The following is a 21481-nucleotide window of genomic DNA, read 5'->3' on the forward strand; positions in this document are numbered from 1 at the left end:
GACACAGCTTTTTTTAGGAAAGGTTCTTAAAAGTAAGTAGGAAGTGGGAAGTTCTTGAACACAATTCCGTTAGAAGCATATTAAAGCCGTGTCTACATAAAGTAAAAGATGTAGCCACAGTGTGCTACATCTTCCATTTTAATGGGTTTTACACTTTTCGTATAGCCCTTTTTCTTTGATTACTTTAATAAGTGTGTCACCAATGACAGATGGCGTTTCCGCTACTTCAATACCAGCAGCATTCATTGCCTTAATTTTCTCTGCTGCTGTTCCTTTACCACCTGAGATAATAGCACCAGCGTGACCCATACGTTTTCCTGGAGGTGCTGTTTGTCCACCGATAAAGCCAACGACAGGTTTCGTCATATTTTCTTTAATCCACTCAGCCGCTTCTTCTTCAGCTGTACCCCCAATTTCCCCGATCATTACAACTGCATATGTTTCTGGATCGTTGTTAAACGCTTCCAAAACATCGATAAAGTTTGTACCATTGACAGGGTCTCCACCGATACCTACAGCTGTAGTTTGGCCAATACCAGCTTGTGTTAATTGGTGTACAGCCTCGTATGTTAACGTACCAGAGCGAGAAACAACTCCTACATGCCCTTTTGTATGGATATACCCTGGCATAATACCAATCTTACATTCATCTGCCGTAATAACACCTGGACAGTTTGGACCTACTAGACGTGTCTTTTTACCTTCCATATAACGTTTAACCTTAACCATATCAAGGACAGGAATATGTTCAGTAATACAGATTGTTAATTCTAATTCAGCATCAACTGCCTCTAAAATAGCATCTGCCGCGAATGGAGCAGGTACATAAATAACTGAAGTTGTCGCACCTGTTGCAGCTACAGCTTCCACTACAGTGTTAAATACAGGCACTCCTTCGATTTCAAGACCACCTTTACCTGGTGTTACACCAGCTACAATTTTAGTACCATACTCAAGCATTTGCTTCGTATGGAAAAGCGCTGTTTCGCCCGTAATCCCTTGTACAATTACCTTCGTATCTTTATCAATAAATACAGCCATTGTTCTCCCTGCCTTCCTTAGCCTACTAGTCCCACAATTTTTTGTGCACCGTCAGCCATTGAATCCGCTGCAACGATGTTCAAACCAGATGCATTTAAAATTTCTTTTCCAAGTTCTACATTTGTACCTTCTAAACGTACAACTAACGGCACAGCTAGTCCAATTTCTTTGGCAGCTGCTACAACACCCTCAGCGATAATGTCACATTTCATAATTCCGCCAAAAATGTTTACAAAGATGCCTTTTACATGTGAATCAGAAAGGATGATTTTGAAAGCTTCTGTTACTTTTTCTGCCGTAGCGCCGCCACCTACATCTAAGAAGTTAGCGGGGCTTCCGCCATAATAGCTAATTGTGTCCATTGTAGCCATCGCAAGACCAGCTCCATTAACCATACAGCCAATATTGCCATCTAACGAAATATAGCTAAGGTCATATTTTGATGCTTCGATTTCCTTTGGATCTTCTTCATCAAAATCACGTAATTCGACAATATCTTTATGACGATACAACGCATTTGCATCGAAATTAAATTTAGCATCTAATGCCAAAACTTCTCCTTGCCCAGTTATAACAAGTGGATTAATTTCTACAATAGAAGCATCTTTGTCGATAAATGCTTGATATAAGCCTAACATTAATTTAACAGCTTTCCCTACTAGGTTAGCTGGAATATTCATATTGAACGCCATGCGACGTGCCTGGAAACCTGTTAATCCCACAACAGGATCCACAACTTCTTTGAAGATTTTTTCTGGATGTGATTCCGCTACTTCCTCAATATCCATGCCGCCCTCTTCTGATCCCATCACTGTTACACGGGATGTTGCGCGGTCTAATACTAAACTTAAATAGTATTCTTTTTGAATATCAGAACCCTCTTCAATATATAAGCGTTTTATTTCTTTTCCTTCAGGACCTGTTTGATGAGTTACTAAAATTTTGCCTAGTAATTCTTTTGCATATGTACGCACCTCGTCAAGGTTTTTAGCGATTTTTACGCCACCTGCTTTACCGCGTCCACCTGCATGAATTTGCGCCTTGACTACTGTCACATTAGAGCCAAGTTCCTTTGCTACTTTCACTGCTTCATCAGGGGAAAAAGCAACTTTTCCGTTCGGTACAGCTACACCATATTTTCTAAGAATCTCTTTCCCTTGATATTCATGGATATTCATAATACATCCTCCCATCAAACATTTGCATAAAATTGTTTTACTAACATAATCTATTCTAACGAAAGATTCTGATAAAGTCTACACTTTGTCTTTTATTCATTTTTTATCTTTTAATATGACGTTTTCTTCTGTTTAGTGTACTAAAACAGAGTTTTATGAAAATCAGAATTCTTCGTTTTTTCTGTATTTTTGCGCATATTGTTGATCTAATCGATATATAAATGCAAATACCTCAGCGACAGCTTCGTACAATTCTTCTGGAATTGACTCATTTAAATCTAATTGTCCAAGTAATTGAACAAGGTTAGGATCCTCATAAACCGGGACATCGTGCTCGTTCGCGCGTGCTAATATATTTTCCGCTATTTTCCCTTTTCCTTTTGCTACGACTGTTGGACTATCAAAACGTCCTAACTTATACGTGAGAGCGATAGCCTCTTTTCGAGTAAATTTTTCTTCACTCATATGCGAAAATCCACCCCACTATGTTCCTCCTGCTGTTCTACTACAGGGGTTATTTCAGGTTGGGCTTTTTCAAATTGTTTAATAAAAACGCCTGAAAGTTGATACTCTTTTTCAGCTAGTCCTTTTTTTAATGCTGCTTTTAGTGGTTCTGCAAGCGGAATAATATCATTATTTTCATTAAATACTGTCACAGAAACTACACGATTTTGAACCTGCATATCAATAACCGTCTCTTTCATAGATTCCATTTGTAAATAAAATAATATACGCGCATAATTGGCATCAATTTTACCATCTTCCTTCATGCGTCCATTCCACTGTAATGTTGCATCCATTTTCTTGCCGAAGAATTCCAATGGTACTTGCATAATAAGCTGGTGCTGATGGCCATTCTCTCCTGATGCTAGCTGCATGCCGTTCATACGTGCCATTAACATTTCCGCAGCTTCCTTCAGCTGCGGAGTAACATGTGTTTCCTGCAATAATGTATGTAGCTGCGGTTTTAATTGATGGGCAATCTGCTGTAAATCTGCTGACTTATTACTAAGTGTCGCTTCATAGCTAACTCCTAGATTTTTTAATACCGTTTTAAGTGCATGTTCCATTGCTTTACTGTCCATAGAATTTTGTACATGGGCATCTGCCTGCGTAACGATCTGTTGAATCATTGATTGCGGGGATTCAACACTATTTTTCATAAGACTTCGCATGAATGCTTCATTTTGTAGTGGAGTAGTAGCTTCATGCTTTAAAAGCGATAATAAATGGTCCTTTACTGAAAGAACATTGGCGTCTTGTGTAAATAAACGCTCCGAAGAATTTTCTGCAAACGCTTTTATAAGCTGTTCTTGCATCTGTTTTGCGAAAATCTCTAGCGTTTGTTTAGTTGCTGGTAGCTGATTAAATCGATCGATAAGTTGATTTAATGACTGCTTTTGTTCATTGGTAAGCAAACTTTGATTTGCTGTCCAAGATTTAAGCTGGTCAACAAGATGATTTATATTGTCAGATTTTGTCGTTAAAATGGTTTGAATAACTTCTCCAGCTTGTTGGAACTGATTTGACTGTATAGACTTTATATCGCTAAGACTTGACCAGTTTTGCAAAGTTGCCTGCTGAGGAAGTATCCCTGCCTCTTTTAAGATATTCATGGCTTGAATCTTTTCACTCATAGAAGCAGCATTATTCGTTAATATTTGTATGGACTTGGCAAGTACTAAACTACCTGTTTCTACTTCAAAAGGCTTTGCAATAGCCTGTACTTGTTGCATTAGATTTTGCTTAAGGTTTTCTGGTAAAGCTATATCCTTCGTTAAAAGTTGCGTAAAGTTTTCCATTACGGAAATCATGCCATTCGTTTTTTGTCCACTAATAAGAGCTTGAAAAACATCATTTGTCATCGGCATTTTAAGCTCCACCATTTTTTGAATGGCTTGCAGGGCATCCATCTTAGTAACACCCTCTGGTAATGCCTTTAACCACACTTCCGCCTGCATCAGCTGCTCTTTTGAAATCGGTAGCTGCGCTTTCATAAAATGAGCTAGAATTTGCTGCATCTCAGCTGTTTTGGGCAAATTCATTGATTCAAGTAACTGATTAATTTGTTGACTTTGAGAAGCCGTTTGCTCCATAGGGCCGGTAACAACTTTTAGTTCTGTTTGTGGGCTTGTACCAGTTACTTGGAAGAAGTGGGCATCACCTGCTTTTAGCGGCACTTCGAGTTTAGCAATAAATTTCTGCTGACCAACTTGTATTTCTGCCATTTGATCTGGATATAATTGTTTGATTGTTCCTTGAAATACTTGTCCTTGTTTTAAAGTAAGTGGCTGATTAGTTGGGGTTAAAGCAGTTTGTTGCATTTGAATCGGATTAAAAGATGTGGCTGTCATATACATACTCCTTTCATCAACTACTCCTTGGCGTAATTGGCGTCCTTTTTTAACGTGGGGACGATCTCTACTCCGACTGAACGCTTTCCTAGGGGGGCGCAGGCGTAGCTCAAATCAACTTATCCACATGATATACGTTTTAACAAATGTCATTTCTAATTTTCGCTTGGTGTGCCTGTTAAATGACATCCGCCGGAACATTAACTTATTTCAGCGGATGTTTGTACAATAAATATTTGTAGCTGTCGCTTTGCTTTCGCTACATAAAACATCTGTAGCTGTCGCTTTGCTTTCACTACATAAAACATCTGTAGCTGTCGCTTTGCTTTCACTACATAAAACATCTGTAGCTGTCGCTTTGCTTTCGCTACATAAAACATCTGTAGCTGTCGCTCCGCTTTCGCTACATAAAACATTGCTGAAACAAGTTAAAGCATTGACTTTATCGGCTCAAATGATTTGCGATGATGAATAGTTGGACCAAATTCTTCAAGGGCTATTAAATGCTGTTTTGTTCCATATCCTGCATGTTGAGCAAAACCATACATAGGAAATTCCTCGTCCAATTGATCCATATAATCATCTCGAGCCGTTTTTGCCAATATGGATGCAGCTGCAATAGCTAAGCTTTTCGCATCCCCTTTAATTATTGAATCCTGTGGAAAAGAGATTGGTAGCGTCATAGCATCGACTAGCACATAATTAGGTTTAATAGATAATGATTCTACACTTGTCTTCATCGATTGCTTCGTCGCTTCGTAAATATTTAATTCATCAATTTGTTGTGCTGATTGGAAATGGATAAAATAACATAATGCATGCTCTTTTACTAAAGCAGCATACGCATTGCGTTTATCTTTTGATAATTGCTTTGAATCATTTAATCCGACTAGAGCCTCACAGTTTACAGGTAAAATAACAGCAGCAGTTACTACTGGTCCAGCTAACGGTCCACGCCCTGCTTCATCTACCCCTGCAATTAAGGTATTTTCTCCTCCGTAGCTTCGATCGAAATCAATTTTCGCTTGATGTTCCTTCAATATCTGTTCCTTTTTCTCTTGACGCTTTTGCCAGCTTTGCCAAGCCTTTTGCACGCCTGCACGTTCATCGGTTGCTACCCCCGTCATCCAGTCCTGCCATTCCTCCGCTTCCTTCAATGCTGTAGTAATTTCTTTAATCGTTTTCATATATATACTCCCTTTTTGTCTACATCAACAGTTTAAAACATTTTGCGCTGATTGTTATCGAACATTCTACTAATATCAGCCATTTTTTCACTAGAAGGTAGTGGATTCTCTCAAAATATGGATCATCACCATAACGTGTGGTTGATTTCCGTTCCGGCTGGGCGCTTTGTTGCTGCCGCCGCTTTCGCACAGATAAAACATTTGCCGCTGACGCTTCGCTTTCGCGCAGAGCAAAGCTTCCTGGGGGCGTCCGATGAGCCGCTTCACTCGCACTGCTCGCTGCAGGGTCTCATCTGTGACGCTGATCCCCAAGGAGTCGCCCAGCCTCCACTCCAATCAACTTATATATAGCATATGTTTTAATAAAAGACATCCTCAACTTTTGGTGATAAACCAAAAATATGTATTCCCTTTTTTCTATATCAATAATAATATAATTTCTTTTTCTCGCTCTATATCATTTATCGGCAAAAAGAAGTATTCCTAAAAGAAAAACTGTCACGCTCACGATTTAAGGCGTGAGTATGACAGTTTTACGTTCGTTATCCCGCATTAACGGGCAGTAATTTATTTGTATCGAAAGCAAAGATTTTAGGTGAGGGATTCACTGCTCGTAAATGCCCGATTGGTGAAGACTAATAATCAGCGGAGATGAAAAACGCCCACTAATTAAAGTTTCGTATTATTACTGCTCTGTTTCATTTTCAAGTTGTTCGGCAACAAAGTCAAATGTTAGTTTGCCTAATTGTAACCCACGAATATCGCGAACGATTAGTTGAGCTACTTGATCATAATCGATTTCTCCTCCAGGACCGAAAACACGACGAAGTTTACCGATATGATCGAAGGTATCCACTAAATCTTCATGGATAAACTGGAAGCCATAGCGTTCTTCCATTCGTGCCGGATAATGAACGGATAAAAAGCGTAGACCATATACAGCTAAATCCTCCATATTCGTTATTGTATCCTTTATAGCACCTGTTAAGGCTAATTTAAAGCCTACTTCTTGATCTTCGAATTTCGGCCATAAAATACCTGGTGTATCGAGTAATTCTAGCTCCTTGCCTACCTTTATCCATTGTTGAGCCTTAGTTACCCCTGGAGTATTCCCCGTTTTTGCTATATTTTTCTTTGCTAGACGATTAATGAGCGTCGATTTCCCTACGTTAGGAATTCCAACAATCATTGCACGAATAGCTCTTGGCTTCATCCCACGTGACTTCATACGGTCAAATTTTTCTTTTAATATTTCTTGAGCAGCCTTTGTAACCTGCTGTAATCCTTTGCCTTCAAGGGAATTGATTGCTACTGCTTTATGGCCACGTTGTGCAAAATATTCAACCCATTTACGTGTTTCGTGCTCATCTGCCATATCTTGTTTATTTAAGATAAGGAGACGCGGTTTTTGATTAATCACTTCGTCTATCATCGGATTTCGGGAAGATAGCGGTAAACGTGCATCTATTAATTCAAATATAATATCAACTAGCTTTAATTTTTCTGTTACTTCTCTACGGGCCTTTGCCATATGCCCCGGAAACCATTGTATAGTCATATCTATACCTCCTAAACTAAAAGAAAAAGGGAGTGTTTAGCCCTCCCTTTCAAGAATTACTTTACAATTTTAATATCACTGAACGGCCAGAAAATCAGACTTGTATTACCAATAATCTCTTTCTGATCGACGACTCCAATAATACGACTGTCCTTACTGTATCGACGATTATCTCCCATAACGAAAACATAGCCTTCTGGAATTACATTATCTTTTAGGTTTACATCAATGTCTTTTAATGTAAAATCCTCGGTTAAAGTACCTTCTGTAATTTTTGATTTGTAAGCATCTAAATAAGGCTCATTTATCGGTTCACCGTTAATGTATAATTGGTCATTTTTATATTCCAATGTCTCTCCCGGAAGCCCAATAACACGTTTAATATAGTTTTTCTTCTCAGGAGCATGGAATACAACAATATCAAAGCGTTTTGGTTCACCTATTTTATAACCAATTTTATTCACAATCATACGGTCGCCATCTTCAAGGGTTGGCATCATGGATTGGCCATCTACTGCAATGGGTGTAAATAAAAAATAACGAATAATCGCTGCAATCGCAAATGCAATTAGAAGTGCCTTTGTCCATTCCCATAATTCATTCTTTTCCTTTATCTGTTTCTCCATCGAGATTTGCCCCCTTGTCTATCCTCATTTTAGTTGATAGCTATTTAAGATGACAAGCAAAAAGAAAAGGGGCTTGTTACACAAGCCCCTCACTTTTAAGTCATAATTATCGAATTTCTTTAATACGAGCAGCTTTACCACGTAGGTTACGTAGGTAGTAAAGTTTAGCACGACGTACTTTACCACGACGTACAACTTCTAAGTTAGCGATTTTTGGTGTGTGTACAGGGAATGTACGTTCAACACCTACACCGTAAGAAATTTTACGAACTGTGAAAGTTTCGCTAATACCGCCACCACGACGTTTAATTACTACACCTTCGTATACTTGGACACGTTCACGAGTACCCTCTACTACTTTCACGTGTACCTTAACAGTATCACCTGGACGGAAAGTTGGTAGATCAGTGCGAAGTTGAGCTTTTGTAATCTCTGTAATAATGTTTGACATTGTTTTTCTCTCCTTAGACAGATGCTCTTGCACGCAATCTATGCCACAGCGGAACACCGTAATTCAGTACTTCACATAGAAGTACAGATTAGATGTTATCATAAATATAGATAGCAATCAAGCATCTTTATCGTTGTTTTTAAGTTTTTCTAAATACAATTTTTGCTTGTCTGTTAATGGATAATTCTCGAGTAAATCAGGACGACGCTCGAATGTTCTTTTCAAAGACTCTTCCGTACGCCATTGCTCAATCTTTGCGTGATTGCCCGATAGTAAAACATCAGGTACTTTCATTCCGCGAAATTCAGCAGGGCGTGTATAATGTGGGTGCTCTAGAAGGCCCGTTGAGAACGAATCTTGTATGTGGGAATCCTCTTGTCCTAAAACCCCCGGCAGAAGTCGTACAACGCTATCTATAACCGTCATAGCCCCTAGCTCGCCACCAGTTAATACGAAATCTCCAATTGAAATCTCGTCTGTGACAAGATGCTGACGAATGCGTTCATCATAACCTTCATAATGCCCACATAAAAATACTAGTTCTTTTTCTTGCGCTAGCTCTTCTGCCTTTTTTTGAGTAAAGCGTTCACCTTGCGGACACATCAAAATGATACGAGGATTTTTCCCTTCTGTAATAGCCTCTACAGCGCTAAACATCGGCTCTGGTTTTAATACCATTCCCGCACCACCACCATACGGATAATCGTCTACTTGATTATGCTTGTTACCTGAAAATCCACGGAGATCAGTTACTTCCAGATTTACAGCACCTTTTTCCTGTGCTTTCTTTAATATGGATGCTCCAAAAACACCTGTAAACATATCCGGAAATAAACTTAACACATGAATATTCATCATAGAAGACCTTCCATTACATGTATCACTATTTTCTTCTCATTAACATCAATTTCCTTGACGATATCCTCGATATATGGGATGTAATGCTCTTTTTTAGTGCCCTTGACTACCCATACATCGTTAGCGCCTGTTTGAAGAATGTCAGTCACTGCCCCGATTGTTTCGCCTTCTTCAGATACAATTGTACAGCCAATTATTTCGTGGAAGAAATATTCATTTTCCTTTAATAAATCATCTGTCATTTGATCTTTCGTAATTTTGAGCATTCCTTCTTTGAAAGGCTCAACCAAGTTGATGTTATTCATTCCCTCAAAGGTTAACAAAATAAAGTTTTTATGACGACGCATTGATTCAATTGTTACCCACGTTGGCTTTTTATCGTCTTTTTTAAACGCCGCAAGCTTTATTCCTACTGCGAAGCGCTCTTCCTCAAAATCTGTTGTTGATAACACACGCACCTCACCGCGAATACCGTGTGTATTGACAATACGACCTACATTAAACCATTCCATTCAAATCTCACCTCATATCAATTACGCCTTGGCGGAATTGCGTCCGGATTTTGAATTGTGCCCGCACAATTCATTCCTTTAAAAATCCGTGACATCCGCCGGAGGCTTTATCTTCATTCAGCGGGTGTTTGACACCCACTGAAAAGGAATCACATCCTCATTCATCTCACCACCTAAGAGATGGGAGTCTTATGCTGAATGAAGATAAAAATGCTAAACATGCTCATCCCCGTCAAGCTCCTTGCTAATCAGATCAAAAAGCAACCTTCTCTCACGTTTCACCTACAAAAGCAGTTTAACTTTTGGTGGACGGTGTTATAGCTTAGACGTTGACCAGTCTTCCTCAATGTCATTATGTTCAATTATCTCTCAATGTAACTACGATAATAAAAAAAGGAAGGAACCGGCAAGCTCCTTCCTTTTAAGTCCAGATTTTACGCTTTACCTCAAGGCCACTTCGAATTCCTAAGCGCATGTAAACATACCTGTCAGGACTCTCCAGTGCTTGTTGCATGTAAAAGAGCGTGAAAATCTTTTCTTTCAATCCAATATATCGACGTAGGTCTTTTTTTGATGGTAACTACCCGCCGCTGAATAAACAATTGTACGAATCGCTTTCGCTACTCGCCCTTGCTTGCCTATGACTTTCCCTCGATCCTCTGGATGAACAAAAAGTTTATAAACAATTCGATTTGCATTTTCATCCGTCTCTATACGAACTTCTTCTGGATAATCGACTAACGGTAAAACGATTGCTTCAATCAGCTGCTTCAAAGACCTCGCCCCCGATTATTTACTGAATTTTTGGTTATGGTATTTTTCCATGATACCTTGTTCTGAGAACAAGTTACGCACTGTATCTGATGGTTTTGCACCGTCAGTTAACCATTTAAGAGCTTTCTCTTCATCAATGTTTACAGTAGCTGGTTTAGTTAGTGGGTTGTAAGTACCAACTGTTTCGATTGAACGACCGTCACGTGGTGAACGAGCGTCTGCAACTACGATACGATAGAAAGGAGATTTTTTAGCTCCCATACGTTTTAAGCGAATTTTAACTGCCATTTTAATAGCACCTCCGAATAAGTTTCACACAAGATAGTATATTATCAATGTTTAGGTTGTTTGTAAAGTGTTTTTTCTTAACACCTATAAAATATTATTTAAACAATGAATCGAAGCCTGGTAGTTTCATCTTTTTCTTTCCTTTGCCACTCGCCATGCCTGTCATTTGCTTCATCATTTTTTTCATTTCTTCAAATTGCTTCAATAGACGATTTACCTCTTGAATTGATGTCCCAGAACCCTTCGCTATACGCTTTTTACGGCTACCGTTAATAATTTCTGGATTCGTCTTTTCAGCAGGTGTCATCGAATAAATAATCGCTTCTACACGTCCCATTTGCTTATCATCAACTTTAACATTGTCTAAGCCTTTGATTTTCCCAGCACCTGGTAACATTTTTAAAATTTCGTCAATTGGTCCCATTTTCTTTACTTGCTGCAATTGTTCAACAAAATCATCGAACGTAAAAGACTGAGTTTTAAATTTTTCCTCTAGTTCTTTAGCCTTTGCTTCGTCAACATTTGCCTGAGCTTTTTCAATAAGCGATAGAACGTCACCCATTCCTAATATACGAGATGCCATACGCTCTGGATGGAATGGTTCAAGCGCATCCATCTTCTCACCCATACCGACAAACTTAATGGGCTTCTGTGTAACGGAACGAATTGATAGCGCCGCACCACCACGTGTATCACCATCTAGCTTTGTTAAAACAACTCCTGTAATACCGACCGCTTCATTAAAGCTTTCTGCCACGTTTACAGCATCCTGACCTGTCATAGCATCTACAACTAGGAATACTTCATCCGGCTCTTTTAACGCACGAATATCTTTTAATTCTTGCATTAAATCTTCATCGATATGCAAGCGACCAGCTGTATCGATAATAACGACATCATGATGTTCTTCTTTTGCCAATTCAATTGCCTGACGTGCAATTTCTACTGGAGATACATCGGTTCCTAATGCAAACACAGGTAGGGATAACTGCTTTCCTAATGTTTGTAACTGCTGAACAGCCGCTGGACGATAAACGTCTGCAGCAACTAGTAATGGCTTACGATTATATTTTTTACGTAACACATTTGCCAATTTACCTGTAGTTGTCGTTTTACCTGCACCTTGTAAGCCGACCATCATAATAACAGTTGGTGGCTTTGTATTAAATTTAATTGGGCTTTGCTCGCCACCCATTAATTCTGTTAATTCTTCTTGTACGATTTTAATAACTTGCTGACCTGGTGTTAAGCTTTGCATAACATCTACACCGACAGCACGTTCACTGACCTTTTTAACGAATTCTTTGACTACTTTTAAGTTAACATCCGCCTCGATTAAAGCAAATCGGACTTCCCGCATCATTTCTTTAACGTCTTGTTCCGATACTTTACCTTTACCTTTAATCTTTTGGATCGTTCCTTGGAGTCGTTCCGCTAATCCTTCAAAAGCCATTGCTTTCGCCTCCTAATCCCATTCTTTCAACTGTTCTATAAGCGTTAGCTGCTCTTCAATTGTCATACTTTGTTCTGTAATCCCTGTTGTTAGCTGCGCAAGCATTTGTGTACGTTGTTGAAATTTTTCAAGTAAACATAGTTTTTCTTCATATTCTTCAAGCATCGCTTCTGTTCGACGAATATTATCATAAACAGCTTGGCGCGAAACCCCATACGATTCAGCGATTTCTCCAAGTGAGTGATCATCTAAATAATAGAGCTCCATATAACTTCGTTGCTTATCTGTTAATAATGCTTGATAAAAGTCGAAGAGAAAGTTCATGCGTGTTGTTTTTTCAAGTAGCATCGAATGTTTCTCCTCCCGTTATTAGTCATTTGTATCATAACGAAAAGCGCCCGTCTGTGTCAAGGTAATCTCCTTGTCTAAAAGCTTTAATTAACTGCTTTTCAGGCGTTTTTCACCTATAGCCAGTATTTCCCTTTTAAACAATGCGATTCACCTGCACAGACGAGCGCAATTACAAATTTACTTACTTAAATGTTAATCCTCGGATCATCACCAAGCGTGTGGTTGATTTCCGTTCCGACTGGGCGCTTTGTTGTTGCTGTCGCTACGCTTTCGCACAGATAAAACAATTGCTGACGCTTCGCTTTCGCACAGAGCAAAGCTTCCTGGGGGCGTCCGATGAGCCGCTCGGGCCAACACGATGTTGGTCACGAAGGCGTTATCGCAGGACGTGATGTTCTTAGCCTTCGTTCCTCTATCGCTAATCCCCAAGGAGTCGCCCAGCCTCCACTCCAATCAACTTATTTACATAGTATACGTTTTAACAAAAGTCATCCACATCGGTGATGAACCTAGTCCTCACTATTTTGTAATTCTTTATCTAAACCTTCAGCAAATAAGCCATACACATAACGCTCTGCATCAAATGGTTGTAAATCATCCATTTTTTCACCAAGACCAACAAACTTCACAGGAATGTGTAATTTATTACGAATAGCAAGAACAATACCACCTTTTGCAGTGCCGTCAAGCTTCGTTAAAACGATCCCCGTTACATTTGTAGCTTCCTTAAATGTTTGTGCTTGAACAAGTGCATTTTGACCTGTTGTTGCATCTAATGCTAATAGTACTTCATGCGGAGCATTCGGTACCTCACGTGAGATTACTCGATGAACTTTTTCAAGCTCATTCATTAAGTTTACTTTGTTTTGTAAGCGCCCTGCTGTATCACAAATTAACACATCTGCATTACGGTTTTTCGCTGCACGAATTGCATCATACATAACCGCTGCTGGATCTGAACCTTCCGATTGTTTAATCACTTCACAGCCTACACGATCTCCCCAAACTTGTAATTGATCGATGGCACCAGCACGGAAAGTATCACCTGCTGCTAAAACAACTGTTTTACCTTGTGATTTCAGACGATGCGCAAGTTTACCGATTGTCGTCGTTTTCCCAACACCGTTTACCCCTACGAATAAAATTACCGTAAGCTCACCTTTAGGTTGCATATTAAGCTCGATTAAATCCTCTTCTCCTTGCTCATAAATTTCCACAAGTTTTTCAGAAATAATCGTTTGAATACCGTCCGTATCTTTTATATTTTTACGCTGAACCTCAAAGCGTAATTTGTCCATTAGCTCCATTACTGTTTCAAAGCCAACGTCTGCCTGTAATAATAAATCTTCTAATTCTTCAAAGAAATCTTCATCCACTTTTCGATAACGAGCAACTAGGTCGTTTACTTTAGAAGTAAATGAATTACGCGTTTTTTCAAGGCCAGCCTTGAACTTTTGTGTAATAGACCATGCAGAAGGTTTTTTCTCCTGTACAGGTTCTTCTACTACTGCGACCTCTTGCACCTCTTGTTGCTCTTGATCTTCAATTGCTACAGGAGTCTCTGTTTCAATTGAGGTTTCCGTTACAGAAAGATCCTCGGCTTTTTCCATTTCATCTACAGTTGCTTCAATTTGAGCAGGCTTTGTTGCTTCGTCTTGCTTCTGTTCAGCAGCTTCTTCTTCATTGATTGCTACTACTTTTTCTTCCTCGATGGGATTGCCTGTCAATTTATCTTTTAAACGTTTAAAAAAACTCATGCTTGTTCGCTCCTTTGCTCCGCAAGTACGGGTTCATCTTCCAATTTTACTGATACAAGTTTAGATACGCCAGATTCCTGCATTGTAATACCATACAACACATCCGCTCCCTCCATCGTTCCTTTACGATGTGTGATCACAATAAATTGCGTATTACGGCTAAATTTCTTCAAATATTGACTATATCGAACGACATTTGCCTCATCTAAAGCCGCCTCTACCTCATCGAGAATACAAAATGGTACAGGTCGAATATTTAGGATGGAGAATAATAAAGCGATTGCGGTTAGTGCACGTTCGCCACCTGAAAGCAAGCTTAGATTTTGTAATTTTTTACCTGGGGGTTGTGCTACAATTTCTATACCTGTTTCTAGCAGATTCTGAGGGTCCAATAACACTAAATCCGCCTGTCCTCCACCAAATAATTCACGGAATACGAGTTTAAATTGCTCTCGAATGGCATAGAAGGTTTCACTAAATCGTAGCGTCATTTCTTCATCCATTTCTTTTATAGCCTCATGTAATGTTTCCTGTGCAGCAAGTAAATCCTCACGCTGCTCTGTTAAAAATGAATGGCGTTCAAGTACGCGATCGTATTCCTCAATGGCGCTCAAATTAACAGGACCTAGCTCTTCTATAGATTTCTTCAGTAATTTCACTCGACGTCGCATATGCTCTTCATCTTCAATTGCAAGGGCTAACTCTTCAGCTTCCTCATATGATAGCTGATAGTTTTCTTCTAGCTGTTCATTGAAATTATTGATTTCAAACTCTACGCGACTTCGCTTCAATTCATTTGCACGTATTGCTTCAAGGTAGCCTTTATGTGTACGTTGCAATTCCTTCAGCTGTTCTTCTAAAGTAGTAAGCTCTTGTTGTTGTGCTACTTTTTCATCTTTTTTCTGTGAAATAGTGTCTTGCAACGAATCTCTTCTCGTTTTCCACGTAGCAACTTGCTCATCCACTTCTTCATCGCTTAAAAGTTTTGTCGATTCATCAGATTGAAGCCAGATTATTTCCTGAGAAATATTTTCGACTTTTTGACGAGCTTTGTTTAATTGTAGAGCTAACTCTGCTGTAGCAATTTGCACTTGTGACATTTGCTCCTGCATTACCGCTAACTGCGAGCGTTTTTCCGCTGACTGCTCACGAAGTAAATCTTTCTCCGATTCACTTTGTAGCTTCACCTTACTTAGTTGCTCCACTGTTTCATTTATCTCTAACAGTTCTGTTGCTAATGCCGTTAAACGCTCCGTAGCCGCTTCCTTTTGAGCTAACAATGCTTCTTCGCGTGTTTTTACATCTTGTGTCTCATTAGAAGCAAAAGATACACGTGCAGACAAGCTTTTCTCACCAACCTCTAGCTCGCGTATACGACTCGCCTGTTGCATTTCATCTTTTCGAAGTTGCTCACCGTCAAGTTTCAATTGTTCTACTTTGTCTCGCAGTGTTGAAAGCTTCTCTTTCTCAACTGAGACAGACTGTTCAGCACTATAAATAGATGCTTCCAACGATTCTAGCTTTACTATTAAACCATCTAATTCCGCTTTTCTTGTAAAGAGTGAAGATTGTTGCTTCATTGCACCACCAGTTAATGAACCACCTGCATTGACGATATCACCTTCAAGTGTTACAACACGATACCTAAACCCACATAAACGAGCAATTTGGCTTGCACCTTCTAAACTTGATGCAACGATAACATTACCAAGGAGGTTCTCGACAATTGTGCGGTTGTTTTCTTCGAACGTTACAAGTGCATCAGCCATTTGGACAAATGCTGGGTGCTCAGTGGCTAGCTGAATCATAGATAGATTGATCTTCCGTGACTTGATAACAGTTTTAGGTAAAAAAGTTGCGCGTCCAGCTCTCTTTTGTTTTAACCAATGAATTGCCTGTTGAGCAAATTGTTCATTGGTTGTCACAATATGTTGAGAGGCTGCTCCTAATGCTGTTTCGATAGCCTGAGAATATTTCCCGTCGACTTGAATTAACTCTGCCACGGCTCCTTCGATCCCAGCTAATTCACCTTTATCACGTGCTAATAATACTTCTTTTACTCCATGGAAGAACCCGGAGAAATCTGCTTCAAGCTCAGCAAGCGTATCTTTTCTAGCTTTCAGTTGCTGCTGATGCTGATAAGCTTTATAAAGCATATCCTGCTTTTCATTAAATGATGCATTGACGTTTTTAAGCTGTATTTGCAATGTTTCATATTGCTCAAGTTTTTCCTGCAATTCTTTAGTTGTTGTGGTATGAGCAACAACTAGCTTCTCTTTTTCAGCTAGAATTTGCGCAAGCTCTTGCCCGATTTCATCAGTTTGGTCTAACATTCGTGTCGCCATCGCTTTTTGCTGCGCTAACTGTTGTTCAATATTTTTCAATTCATTTTTAACTGTTGCTTCTTCATTTAAAGAGTCGATATAGCGGTTTTTTTGTTCTTCAATTTCTTCTTCAATTTCAGAAACTGAGCGATTCAAAGATTGTTCTAATTGCTTAATGCTTTGTTTCAGCGCTGCAACCTCTTGCTGTTTTTCAGTGAACAATTCTTTTTTCTCTTGCTCTTGAGCTATAAGTGCCTCAGCCTCATCTTTTGCTTCCTGTAATGCCGTATTCAATTGAAGTAGTTGATTAGAAGCATTTTGTCGCTTTTCAGCCATTAACGCTTTACGACCATCCCAACGCTCTACCTCCATCGTTGCATTAACAAACTCAGCCTGAGTCGTATCTAGATAATCATCTAACTCTTTTAAAAGCTTACGAATACTTGCAGTTTGCTTTTCTATCGAAGAAATATGATGAGCTTGTTTTTGCTCCGTTTCATATAGCTCCGTATACTCAGCTTTCAGAGCATGCAAAGATTGTGCACAATTTTTTAAATCGTGCACAAGGATAGCAATATCAAAATCCTTTAACTCTGTTGACATTTGCACATAATCTCTTGCACTTGATGCCTGAATTTCTAACGGCTCCAGACGACTGTCTAGCTCATGTAATATATCTAAAACACGATACAAATTTTCATCTGTTTCAACAAGCTTATGCTCTGCCTTTTTCTTTCTTAGTTTATACTTTAATACGCCAGCTGCCTCTTCAAAAATAGAACGACGGTCATCAGGTCGGCTATTTAAAATTTCATCGACACGGCCTTGCGAAATAATGGAAAAGGCCTCTTTCCCAAGTCCTGAGTCCATAAACAAGTCCGTAATATCCTTCAGGCGACACTGCTGGTTATTTAGTAAATATTCACTATCACCTGAACGGTATACGCGTCTTGTTACGCTAACTTCTGTATAAGAAAAAGCTAGTTGTTCATCTGTGTTATCTAAAATTAATGTTACCTCTGCAAAGTTTAGTGGCTTTCGTGAGTCACTTCCTGCAAAAATAACATCCTCCATCTTTGCCCCACGTAACGACTTTGCCGATTGCTCCCCAAGTACCCAACGAATAGCATCAATGACATTACTTTTACCACTACCATTTGGTCCGACCACCGCTGTAACACCAGGTACAAAATCAACTCCAATGCGTTCCGCAAAAGATTTAAAGCCAATCACTTCGAGTCGTTTTAGGAACATCTATTAAGCCTCCTCTTTTGCAGTTTGCTCACGCATTGAACGCATCGCACATTGCGCAGCTTGCTGCTCGGCTTCTTTTTTTGATTTCCCACGACCAATACCAAGCTCTTGCCCATTTAATAGTACGCTCGATACAAAGGTACGGTTATGTGCAGGACCCTTTTCATCAATAATTTCATAATGAAGAAGACCGTTATTTGTTTGCTGTACCATTTCTTGCAATTGGCTTTTGAAATCCATCACATGCGAAAAAGCACCGACTTCTACTTTCGGGAATACGATTCGTTCTAAAAAGCACACAACCGTTTGTAAGCCTTGATCTAAATAAAGGGCACCTACAAATGACTCAAATACATCTGCAAGTAACGCTGGGCGTTCCCGTCCACCTGTTAATTCCTCACCTTTTCCAAGTAATACAAAGCGACCAAAGCCTAATTCATTTGCAAAGATAACAAGTGAAGGCTCACATACTATGGATGCTCGTAGCTTCGTCAGTTCACCCTCACTCATATGAGAGTATTTCTCAAAAAGGTATTTAGAAACAGACAGTTCAAGTACTGCGTCTCCTAAAAATTCAAGACGCTCATTATCCGTAAACAATTTACGGCGATGCTCATTCACATAAGATGAATGTGTGAATGCTTGATACAATAAATTTTTATTAATAAATGTGATATTTAATTCATGCTGTAACAGCTCGAATTGATTGCGTACTTTTTCAGGAAGCACGCCAGATTTCTGCATAGTTCCTTTTCTTTTCATAGCCATTGAACAATCTGCCTTCCTAATAGTTTCTACCGTTTAAGTGTACCTTTTTCAAGGCATTTATGCAAAAGTATTTCGGCTTAAATACAATGTTTTGGAAATTATTTTTTTCAAGGCCCTTTTCACCTTGGCGTAATTGCCGCTGACGCTTCGCTTTCGCGCAGGAAACATTTGCCGCTGACGCTTCGCTTTCGCGCAGATAAACAATGCGTCCGATGGCTTTAGGCCAACGTGATGTTGGTTACTCAGTCGTCGCCACAGGACGTGGCGTTCTTAGACTGAGTTCCTTAATATCAGTAGGTGTTAGGACACTCACTAAAAAGGAACGACTATTGTATTCTTCTTACCACCTTCACAAGTGAGTGTCTTCTACTGAATAAAGATAAAAAAGAGGACGATCATGGTTCGCTAAACGAACCATTTCGTCCCCTTTTTAAATACACCTCAGCATAGTATCTGCTCTTCCACTGAAGTAAAGCATGAGTAACTTCTGCTAAAGGCTTTAACTTTATTTAATCATAAACATTTATTGTATAATGACCGCATTCATGTCAACACCGATAGAGGTGATTAATTTCTGCTCAATAAAGTTAAACGGATTAGTTTAATTTACTTTCGATGTATGAAATTGCAGAACCAACTGTTGAGATTTTCTCAGCATCTTCATCAGAAATTTCCATATCGAATTCGTCTTCAAGCTCCATTACAAGCTCAACTACGTCTAATGAGTCAGCACCTAAATCATCACGGAAAGAAGCTTCTAGTGTAACTTCACTTTCTTCAACACCTAAACGGTCCACGATTACTTTTGTTACGCGTTCTAATACTGTAGACAAAACATTCACCTCCCCTCAATGATTATACAAAAAATCATTATCTATGACTAATTGAAATTACATTACCATACCGCCATCTATATGTAACGTTTGACCTGTCATATAGTTAGCATCATCTGAAGCTAGAAAAGCTACGGCCTTTGCAATATCCTCAGGCTGCCCAAGTTTTGCTAGAGGAATTTGCGTAAGCATACCTTGCTTTATATCTTCTGGTAGTTGCTCAGTCATTTCAGTTTCTATAAAGCCTGGTGCAATTGCATTTACTAAAATATTACGTGATGCTAATTCCTTTGCAGTTGTTTTAGTTAACCCAATAACACCGGCTTTTGCAGCTACATAGTTAGCTTGCCCTGCATTACCAGCTACACCGACAATCGATGAAATATTGATGATACGGCCTGCACGTTGCTTCATCATTTGACGTGTTACTGCTTTCGTACAAAGGAAAACACCTTTTAAGTTCGTATCTAGCACAGCGTCCCATTCATCTTCTTTCATACGCATTAACAAGTTATCACGCGTAATGCCCGCATTATTGACTAAAATATCAAGCGAGCCGAATGTTTTCACCGCTACATCCATTAATGCTGAAACTTCCTCTGTTTTTGAAACACTCGCTTGTACGGCTATTGCCTCGCCGCCATTCTCTTGAATCGCCGCGACAACTTCCTCTGCCTTCGCCTGTGAACCGCTGTAGTTAACGACAACTTTAGCACCCTCGTCAGCAAGCTTTAATGCAATAGATCTTCCTATTCCACGTGAAGCACCCGTTACAACAGCTACTTTACCCTCTAATTTACGCATTAATTGTCCACTCCTTCGCCGCTTCTAGTACAGCCTCTAATGATGCTTCATCATAAACGCAGTATGTTGCAACAGATCGGTCGATTTTTTTCACTAATCCACTTAATACTTTGCCTGGTCCACACTCAATAAAGACATCCACACCTTGCGCAATCATTTCACCCACAGATGCTTCCCATTGCACAGCGCTATATACTTGTTCTACTAATTCATGCTGAACAGCTGGAACATCCTCTAATCCTTTCGCCATTACATTGCCGATTACAGGAATTTGTGGAGCTGATAATGATATATCAGCCAACGCTGCTTTTAATTTTTCAGATGATGGTCGCATTAGCTCTGAATGGAATGGACCACTAACAACTAAAGGAATTGCTCGTTTTGCACCAGCTTCTTTTGCCGCTAAAGAAGCCTTTTCAACGCCTTCTTTTGTACCAGAAATAACGATTTGCCCTGGACAGTTTACATTCGCTACCTGAACTGGCTCACCTGCTGCAGATACTTTTTCAGTTACTTCATGCAGTGCCTCAAGCTCCATCCCCAGAATAGCTGCCATAGCACCTTGCCCTGCAGGTACAGCTTCATTCATATAAAGCCCCCGCTTATGCACAACAGAAACTGCATCCTCGAACGAGAGCACACCAGCGATTACTAATGCACCATATTCTCCAAGTGAATGTCCAGCTGCAAAATTTGGTGTTATACCTGCCGCACGTAATTTTTCTGCAACCATTACACCAGTAGTTAAGAGTGCCGGCTGTGCATGGTAAGTCAATGTGAGCTCCTCAGCTGGTCCCTCTAACATCAGCTTAGATAGCTCAAAGCCAAGCGATTGATTTGCACGCTCATAAAATGCTTTACTTTCTGCCGCATTCTCAATAAACTCTTGCCCCATCCCAACTACTTGAGAACCTTGTCCTGGAAAAATAAATGCTATTTTCGTCATTTTTTATTAATCCCCTTTTTAATCAATTATGCCTCGGCCTAATTTGCGTCCGCCGGAGGCTTTAGGCCAACATGATGTTGGTCACTCAGTCGTGTGTTGTTGCTGACGCTGCGCTTTCGCACAGATAAAACCCTATTGCTGTCGCTTCGCTTTCGCACACATAA

General features: G+C 39.6%; 22 protein-coding genes. 1 reads left to right on the plus strand and 21 read right to left on the minus strand.

Features of this window, described 5'->3' with window-relative positions; translation table 11 throughout:
- Positions 1 to 138: 138 nt before the first annotated feature.
- From sucD to ABH966_RS01395, 15 genes are all read right to left on the minus strand, one after another.
- Positions 139 to 1041, minus strand: a complete 903-nt coding sequence (gene sucD / locus ABH966_RS01325) for a succinate--CoA ligase subunit alpha (protein ID WP_370075240.1) — start codon at positions 1039 to 1041, stop codon at positions 139 to 141.
- A gap of 17 nt (positions 1042 to 1058) precedes the next feature.
- On the minus strand, positions 1059 to 2219 hold the full coding sequence (gene sucC / locus ABH966_RS01330; RefSeq protein WP_370075241.1) for an ADP-forming succinate--CoA ligase subunit beta: 1161 nt from the start codon (positions 2217 to 2219) through the stop codon (positions 1059 to 1061).
- 162 nt (positions 2220 to 2381) lie between these two features.
- Entirely contained in the window at positions 2382 to 2684 is a 303-nt protein-coding gene (locus tag ABH966_RS01335; protein WP_370075242.1) for an EscU/YscU/HrcU family type III secretion system export apparatus switch protein, read from the minus strand.
- Complete coding sequence (locus tag ABH966_RS01340; RefSeq protein WP_370075243.1) at positions 2681 to 4573, minus strand: hypothetical protein; 1893 nt, start codon at positions 4571 to 4573, stop codon at positions 2681 to 2683. Before ABH966_RS01340 ends, ABH966_RS01335 begins: the two co-directional genes overlap by 4 nt.
- 200 nt (positions 4574 to 4773) lie before the next feature.
- Positions 4774 to 4953: a hypothetical protein gene (locus ABH966_RS01345; protein ID WP_370075244.1), complete on the minus strand. Its 180-nt coding sequence runs from the start codon at positions 4951 to 4953 to the stop codon at positions 4774 to 4776.
- Positions 4954 to 5001: 48 nt separating this feature from the next.
- Complete coding sequence (locus ABH966_RS01350; RefSeq protein ID WP_370075245.1) at positions 5002 to 5760, minus strand: ribonuclease HII; 759 nt, start codon at positions 5758 to 5760, stop codon at positions 5002 to 5004.
- 685 nt (positions 5761 to 6445) lie between these two features.
- Positions 6446 to 7318 carry a ribosome biogenesis GTPase YlqF gene (ylqF, locus tag ABH966_RS01355; RefSeq protein ID WP_370075246.1) on the minus strand — a complete coding sequence of 291 codons (873 nt, stop codon included), beginning with the start codon at positions 7316 to 7318 and terminating at the stop codon, positions 6446 to 6448.
- Positions 7319 to 7374: 56 nt separating this feature from the next.
- Positions 7375 to 7944: a signal peptidase I gene (gene lepB / locus ABH966_RS01360; protein WP_370075247.1), complete on the minus strand. Its 570-nt coding sequence runs from the start codon at positions 7942 to 7944 to the stop codon at positions 7375 to 7377.
- A 106-nt stretch (positions 7945 to 8050) separates the two neighbouring features.
- On the minus strand, positions 8051 to 8395 hold the full coding sequence (gene rplS / locus ABH966_RS01365) for a 50S ribosomal protein L19 (protein WP_049668419.1): 345 nt from the start codon (positions 8393 to 8395) through the stop codon (positions 8051 to 8053).
- A gap of 117 nt (positions 8396 to 8512) precedes the next feature.
- The gene (gene trmD / locus ABH966_RS01370) at positions 8513 to 9250 is read right to left on the minus strand and encodes a tRNA (guanosine(37)-N1)-methyltransferase TrmD (protein ID WP_370075342.1); all 738 of its coding nucleotides are present in this window, start codon (positions 9248 to 9250) and stop codon (positions 8513 to 8515) included.
- The gene (gene rimM, locus ABH966_RS01375; protein ID WP_370075248.1) at positions 9250 to 9765 is read right to left on the minus strand and encodes a ribosome maturation factor RimM; all 516 of its coding nucleotides are present in this window, start codon (positions 9763 to 9765) and stop codon (positions 9250 to 9252) included. Before rimM ends, trmD begins: the two co-directional genes overlap by 1 nt.
- A gap of 540 nt (positions 9766 to 10305) precedes the next feature.
- Positions 10306 to 10539, minus strand: a complete 234-nt coding sequence (locus tag ABH966_RS01380; RefSeq protein ID WP_370075249.1) for a KH domain-containing protein — start codon at positions 10537 to 10539, stop codon at positions 10306 to 10308.
- A 15-nt stretch (positions 10540 to 10554) separates the two neighbouring features.
- Entirely contained in the window at positions 10555 to 10827 is a 273-nt protein-coding gene (gene rpsP, locus ABH966_RS01385) for a 30S ribosomal protein S16 (protein WP_142507488.1), read from the minus strand.
- 94 nt (positions 10828 to 10921) lie between these two features.
- Entirely contained in the window at positions 10922 to 12280 is a 1359-nt protein-coding gene (gene ffh / locus ABH966_RS01390; RefSeq protein ID WP_370075250.1) for a signal recognition particle protein, read from the minus strand.
- 12 nt (positions 12281 to 12292) lie between these two features.
- A complete protein-coding gene (locus tag ABH966_RS01395) occupies positions 12293 to 12628 on the minus strand; it encodes a putative DNA-binding protein (RefSeq protein ID WP_132357463.1) in 336 nt (111 codons plus the stop codon).
- A 339-nt stretch (positions 12629 to 12967) separates the two neighbouring features.
- Between ABH966_RS01395 and ABH966_RS01400 the strand changes: the two genes are divergently transcribed.
- Entirely contained in the window at positions 12968 to 13135 is a 168-nt protein-coding gene (locus ABH966_RS01400) for a hypothetical protein (RefSeq protein WP_370075251.1), read from the plus strand.
- 5 nt (positions 13136 to 13140) lie between these two features.
- Here the strand turns inward: ABH966_RS01400 and ftsY are convergent, their stop codons facing one another.
- The 6 genes from ftsY to fabD form a co-directional block, all read right to left on the minus strand.
- Entirely contained in the window at positions 13141 to 14388 is a 1248-nt protein-coding gene (gene ftsY / locus ABH966_RS01405) for a signal recognition particle-docking protein FtsY (protein WP_370075252.1), read from the minus strand.
- Positions 14385 to 17966, minus strand: coding sequence for a chromosome segregation protein SMC (gene smc, locus ABH966_RS01410; protein ID WP_370075253.1), 3582 nt, complete (start codon positions 17964 to 17966; stop codon positions 14385 to 14387). Before smc ends, ftsY begins: the two co-directional genes overlap by 4 nt.
- A 3-nt stretch (positions 17967 to 17969) precedes the next feature.
- Positions 17970 to 18734 carry a ribonuclease III gene (rnc, locus tag ABH966_RS01415; RefSeq protein ID WP_370075254.1) on the minus strand — a complete coding sequence of 255 codons (765 nt, stop codon included), beginning with the start codon at positions 18732 to 18734 and terminating at the stop codon, positions 17970 to 17972.
- 596 nt (positions 18735 to 19330) lie between these two features.
- On the minus strand, positions 19331 to 19567 hold the full coding sequence (gene acpP, locus ABH966_RS01420; RefSeq protein ID WP_036124798.1) for an acyl carrier protein: 237 nt from the start codon (positions 19565 to 19567) through the stop codon (positions 19331 to 19333).
- Between the two features lie 57 nt (positions 19568 to 19624).
- Positions 19625 to 20371, minus strand: coding sequence for a 3-oxoacyl-[acyl-carrier-protein] reductase (gene fabG, locus ABH966_RS01425; RefSeq protein ID WP_370075255.1), 747 nt, complete (start codon positions 20369 to 20371; stop codon positions 19625 to 19627).
- Positions 20364 to 21317 carry an ACP S-malonyltransferase gene (fabD, locus tag ABH966_RS01430; protein WP_370075256.1) on the minus strand — a complete coding sequence of 318 codons (954 nt, stop codon included), beginning with the start codon at positions 21315 to 21317 and terminating at the stop codon, positions 20364 to 20366. Before fabD ends, fabG begins: the two co-directional genes overlap by 8 nt.
- Positions 21318 to 21481: the final 164 nt, after the last annotated feature.

Origin of the sequence: Lysinibacillus sp. RC46 (genome assembly GCF_041262385.1) — a bacterium.
In the GTDB taxonomy this organism is placed as follows: domain Bacteria; phylum Bacillota; class Bacilli; order Bacillales_A; family Planococcaceae; genus Lysinibacillus.

Excerpts from the sequence above, each read along its gene's own strand:
- sucD (WP_370075240.1), bottom strand. The coding sequence starts at position 1,041 with ATGGCTGTATTTATTGATAAAGATACGAAGGTAATTGTACAAGGGATT.
- sucC (WP_370075241.1), bottom strand. The coding sequence starts at position 2,219 with ATGAATATCCATGAATATCAAGGGAAAGAGATTCTTAGAAAATATGGT.
- ABH966_RS01335 (WP_370075242.1), bottom strand. The coding sequence starts at position 2,684 with ATGAGTGAAGAAAAATTTACTCGAAAAGAGGCTATCGCTCTCACGTAT.
- ABH966_RS01340 (WP_370075243.1), bottom strand. The coding sequence starts at position 4,573 with ATGACAGCCACATCTTTTAATCCGATTCAAATGCAACAAACTGCTTTA.
- ABH966_RS01345 (WP_370075244.1), bottom strand. The coding sequence starts at position 4,953 with ATGTTTTATGTAGCGAAAGCAAAGCGACAGCTACAGATGTTTTATGTA.
- ABH966_RS01350 (WP_370075245.1), bottom strand. The coding sequence starts at position 5,760 with ATGAAAACGATTAAAGAAATTACTACAGCATTGAAGGAAGCGGAGGAA.
- ylqF (WP_370075246.1), bottom strand. The coding sequence starts at position 7,318 with ATGACTATACAATGGTTTCCGGGGCATATGGCAAAGGCCCGTAGAGAA.
- lepB (WP_370075247.1), bottom strand. The coding sequence starts at position 7,944 with ATGGAGAAACAGATAAAGGAAAAGAATGAATTATGGGAATGGACAAAG.
- rplS (WP_049668419.1), bottom strand. The coding sequence starts at position 8,395 with ATGTCAAACATTATTACAGAGATTACAAAAGCTCAACTTCGCACTGAT.
- trmD (WP_370075342.1), bottom strand. The coding sequence starts at position 9,250 with ATGAATATTCATGTGTTAAGTTTATTTCCGGATATGTTTACAGGTGTT.
- rimM (WP_370075248.1), bottom strand. The coding sequence starts at position 9,765 with ATGGAATGGTTTAATGTAGGTCGTATTGTCAATACACACGGTATTCGC.
- rpsP (WP_142507488.1), bottom strand. The coding sequence starts at position 10,827 with ATGGCAGTTAAAATTCGCTTAAAACGTATGGGAGCTAAAAAATCTCCT.
- ffh (WP_370075250.1), bottom strand. The coding sequence starts at position 12,280 with ATGGCTTTTGAAGGATTAGCGGAACGACTCCAAGGAACGATCCAAAAG.
- ABH966_RS01395 (WP_132357463.1), bottom strand. The coding sequence starts at position 12,628 with ATGCTACTTGAAAAAACAACACGCATGAACTTTCTCTTCGACTTTTAT.
- ABH966_RS01400 (WP_370075251.1), top strand. The coding sequence starts at position 12,968 with ATGAGCCGCTCGGGCCAACACGATGTTGGTCACGAAGGCGTTATCGCA.
- ftsY (WP_370075252.1), bottom strand. The coding sequence starts at position 14,388 with ATGAGTTTTTTTAAACGTTTAAAAGATAAATTGACAGGCAATCCCATC.
- smc (WP_370075253.1), bottom strand. The coding sequence starts at position 17,966 with ATGTTCCTAAAACGACTCGAAGTGATTGGCTTTAAATCTTTTGCGGAA.
- rnc (WP_370075254.1), bottom strand. The coding sequence starts at position 18,734 with ATGGCTATGAAAAGAAAAGGAACTATGCAGAAATCTGGCGTGCTTCCT.
- fabG (WP_370075255.1), bottom strand. The coding sequence starts at position 20,371 with ATGCGTAAATTAGAGGGTAAAGTAGCTGTTGTAACGGGTGCTTCACGT.
- fabD (WP_370075256.1), bottom strand. The coding sequence starts at position 21,317 with ATGACGAAAATAGCATTTATTTTTCCAGGACAAGGTTCTCAAGTAGTT.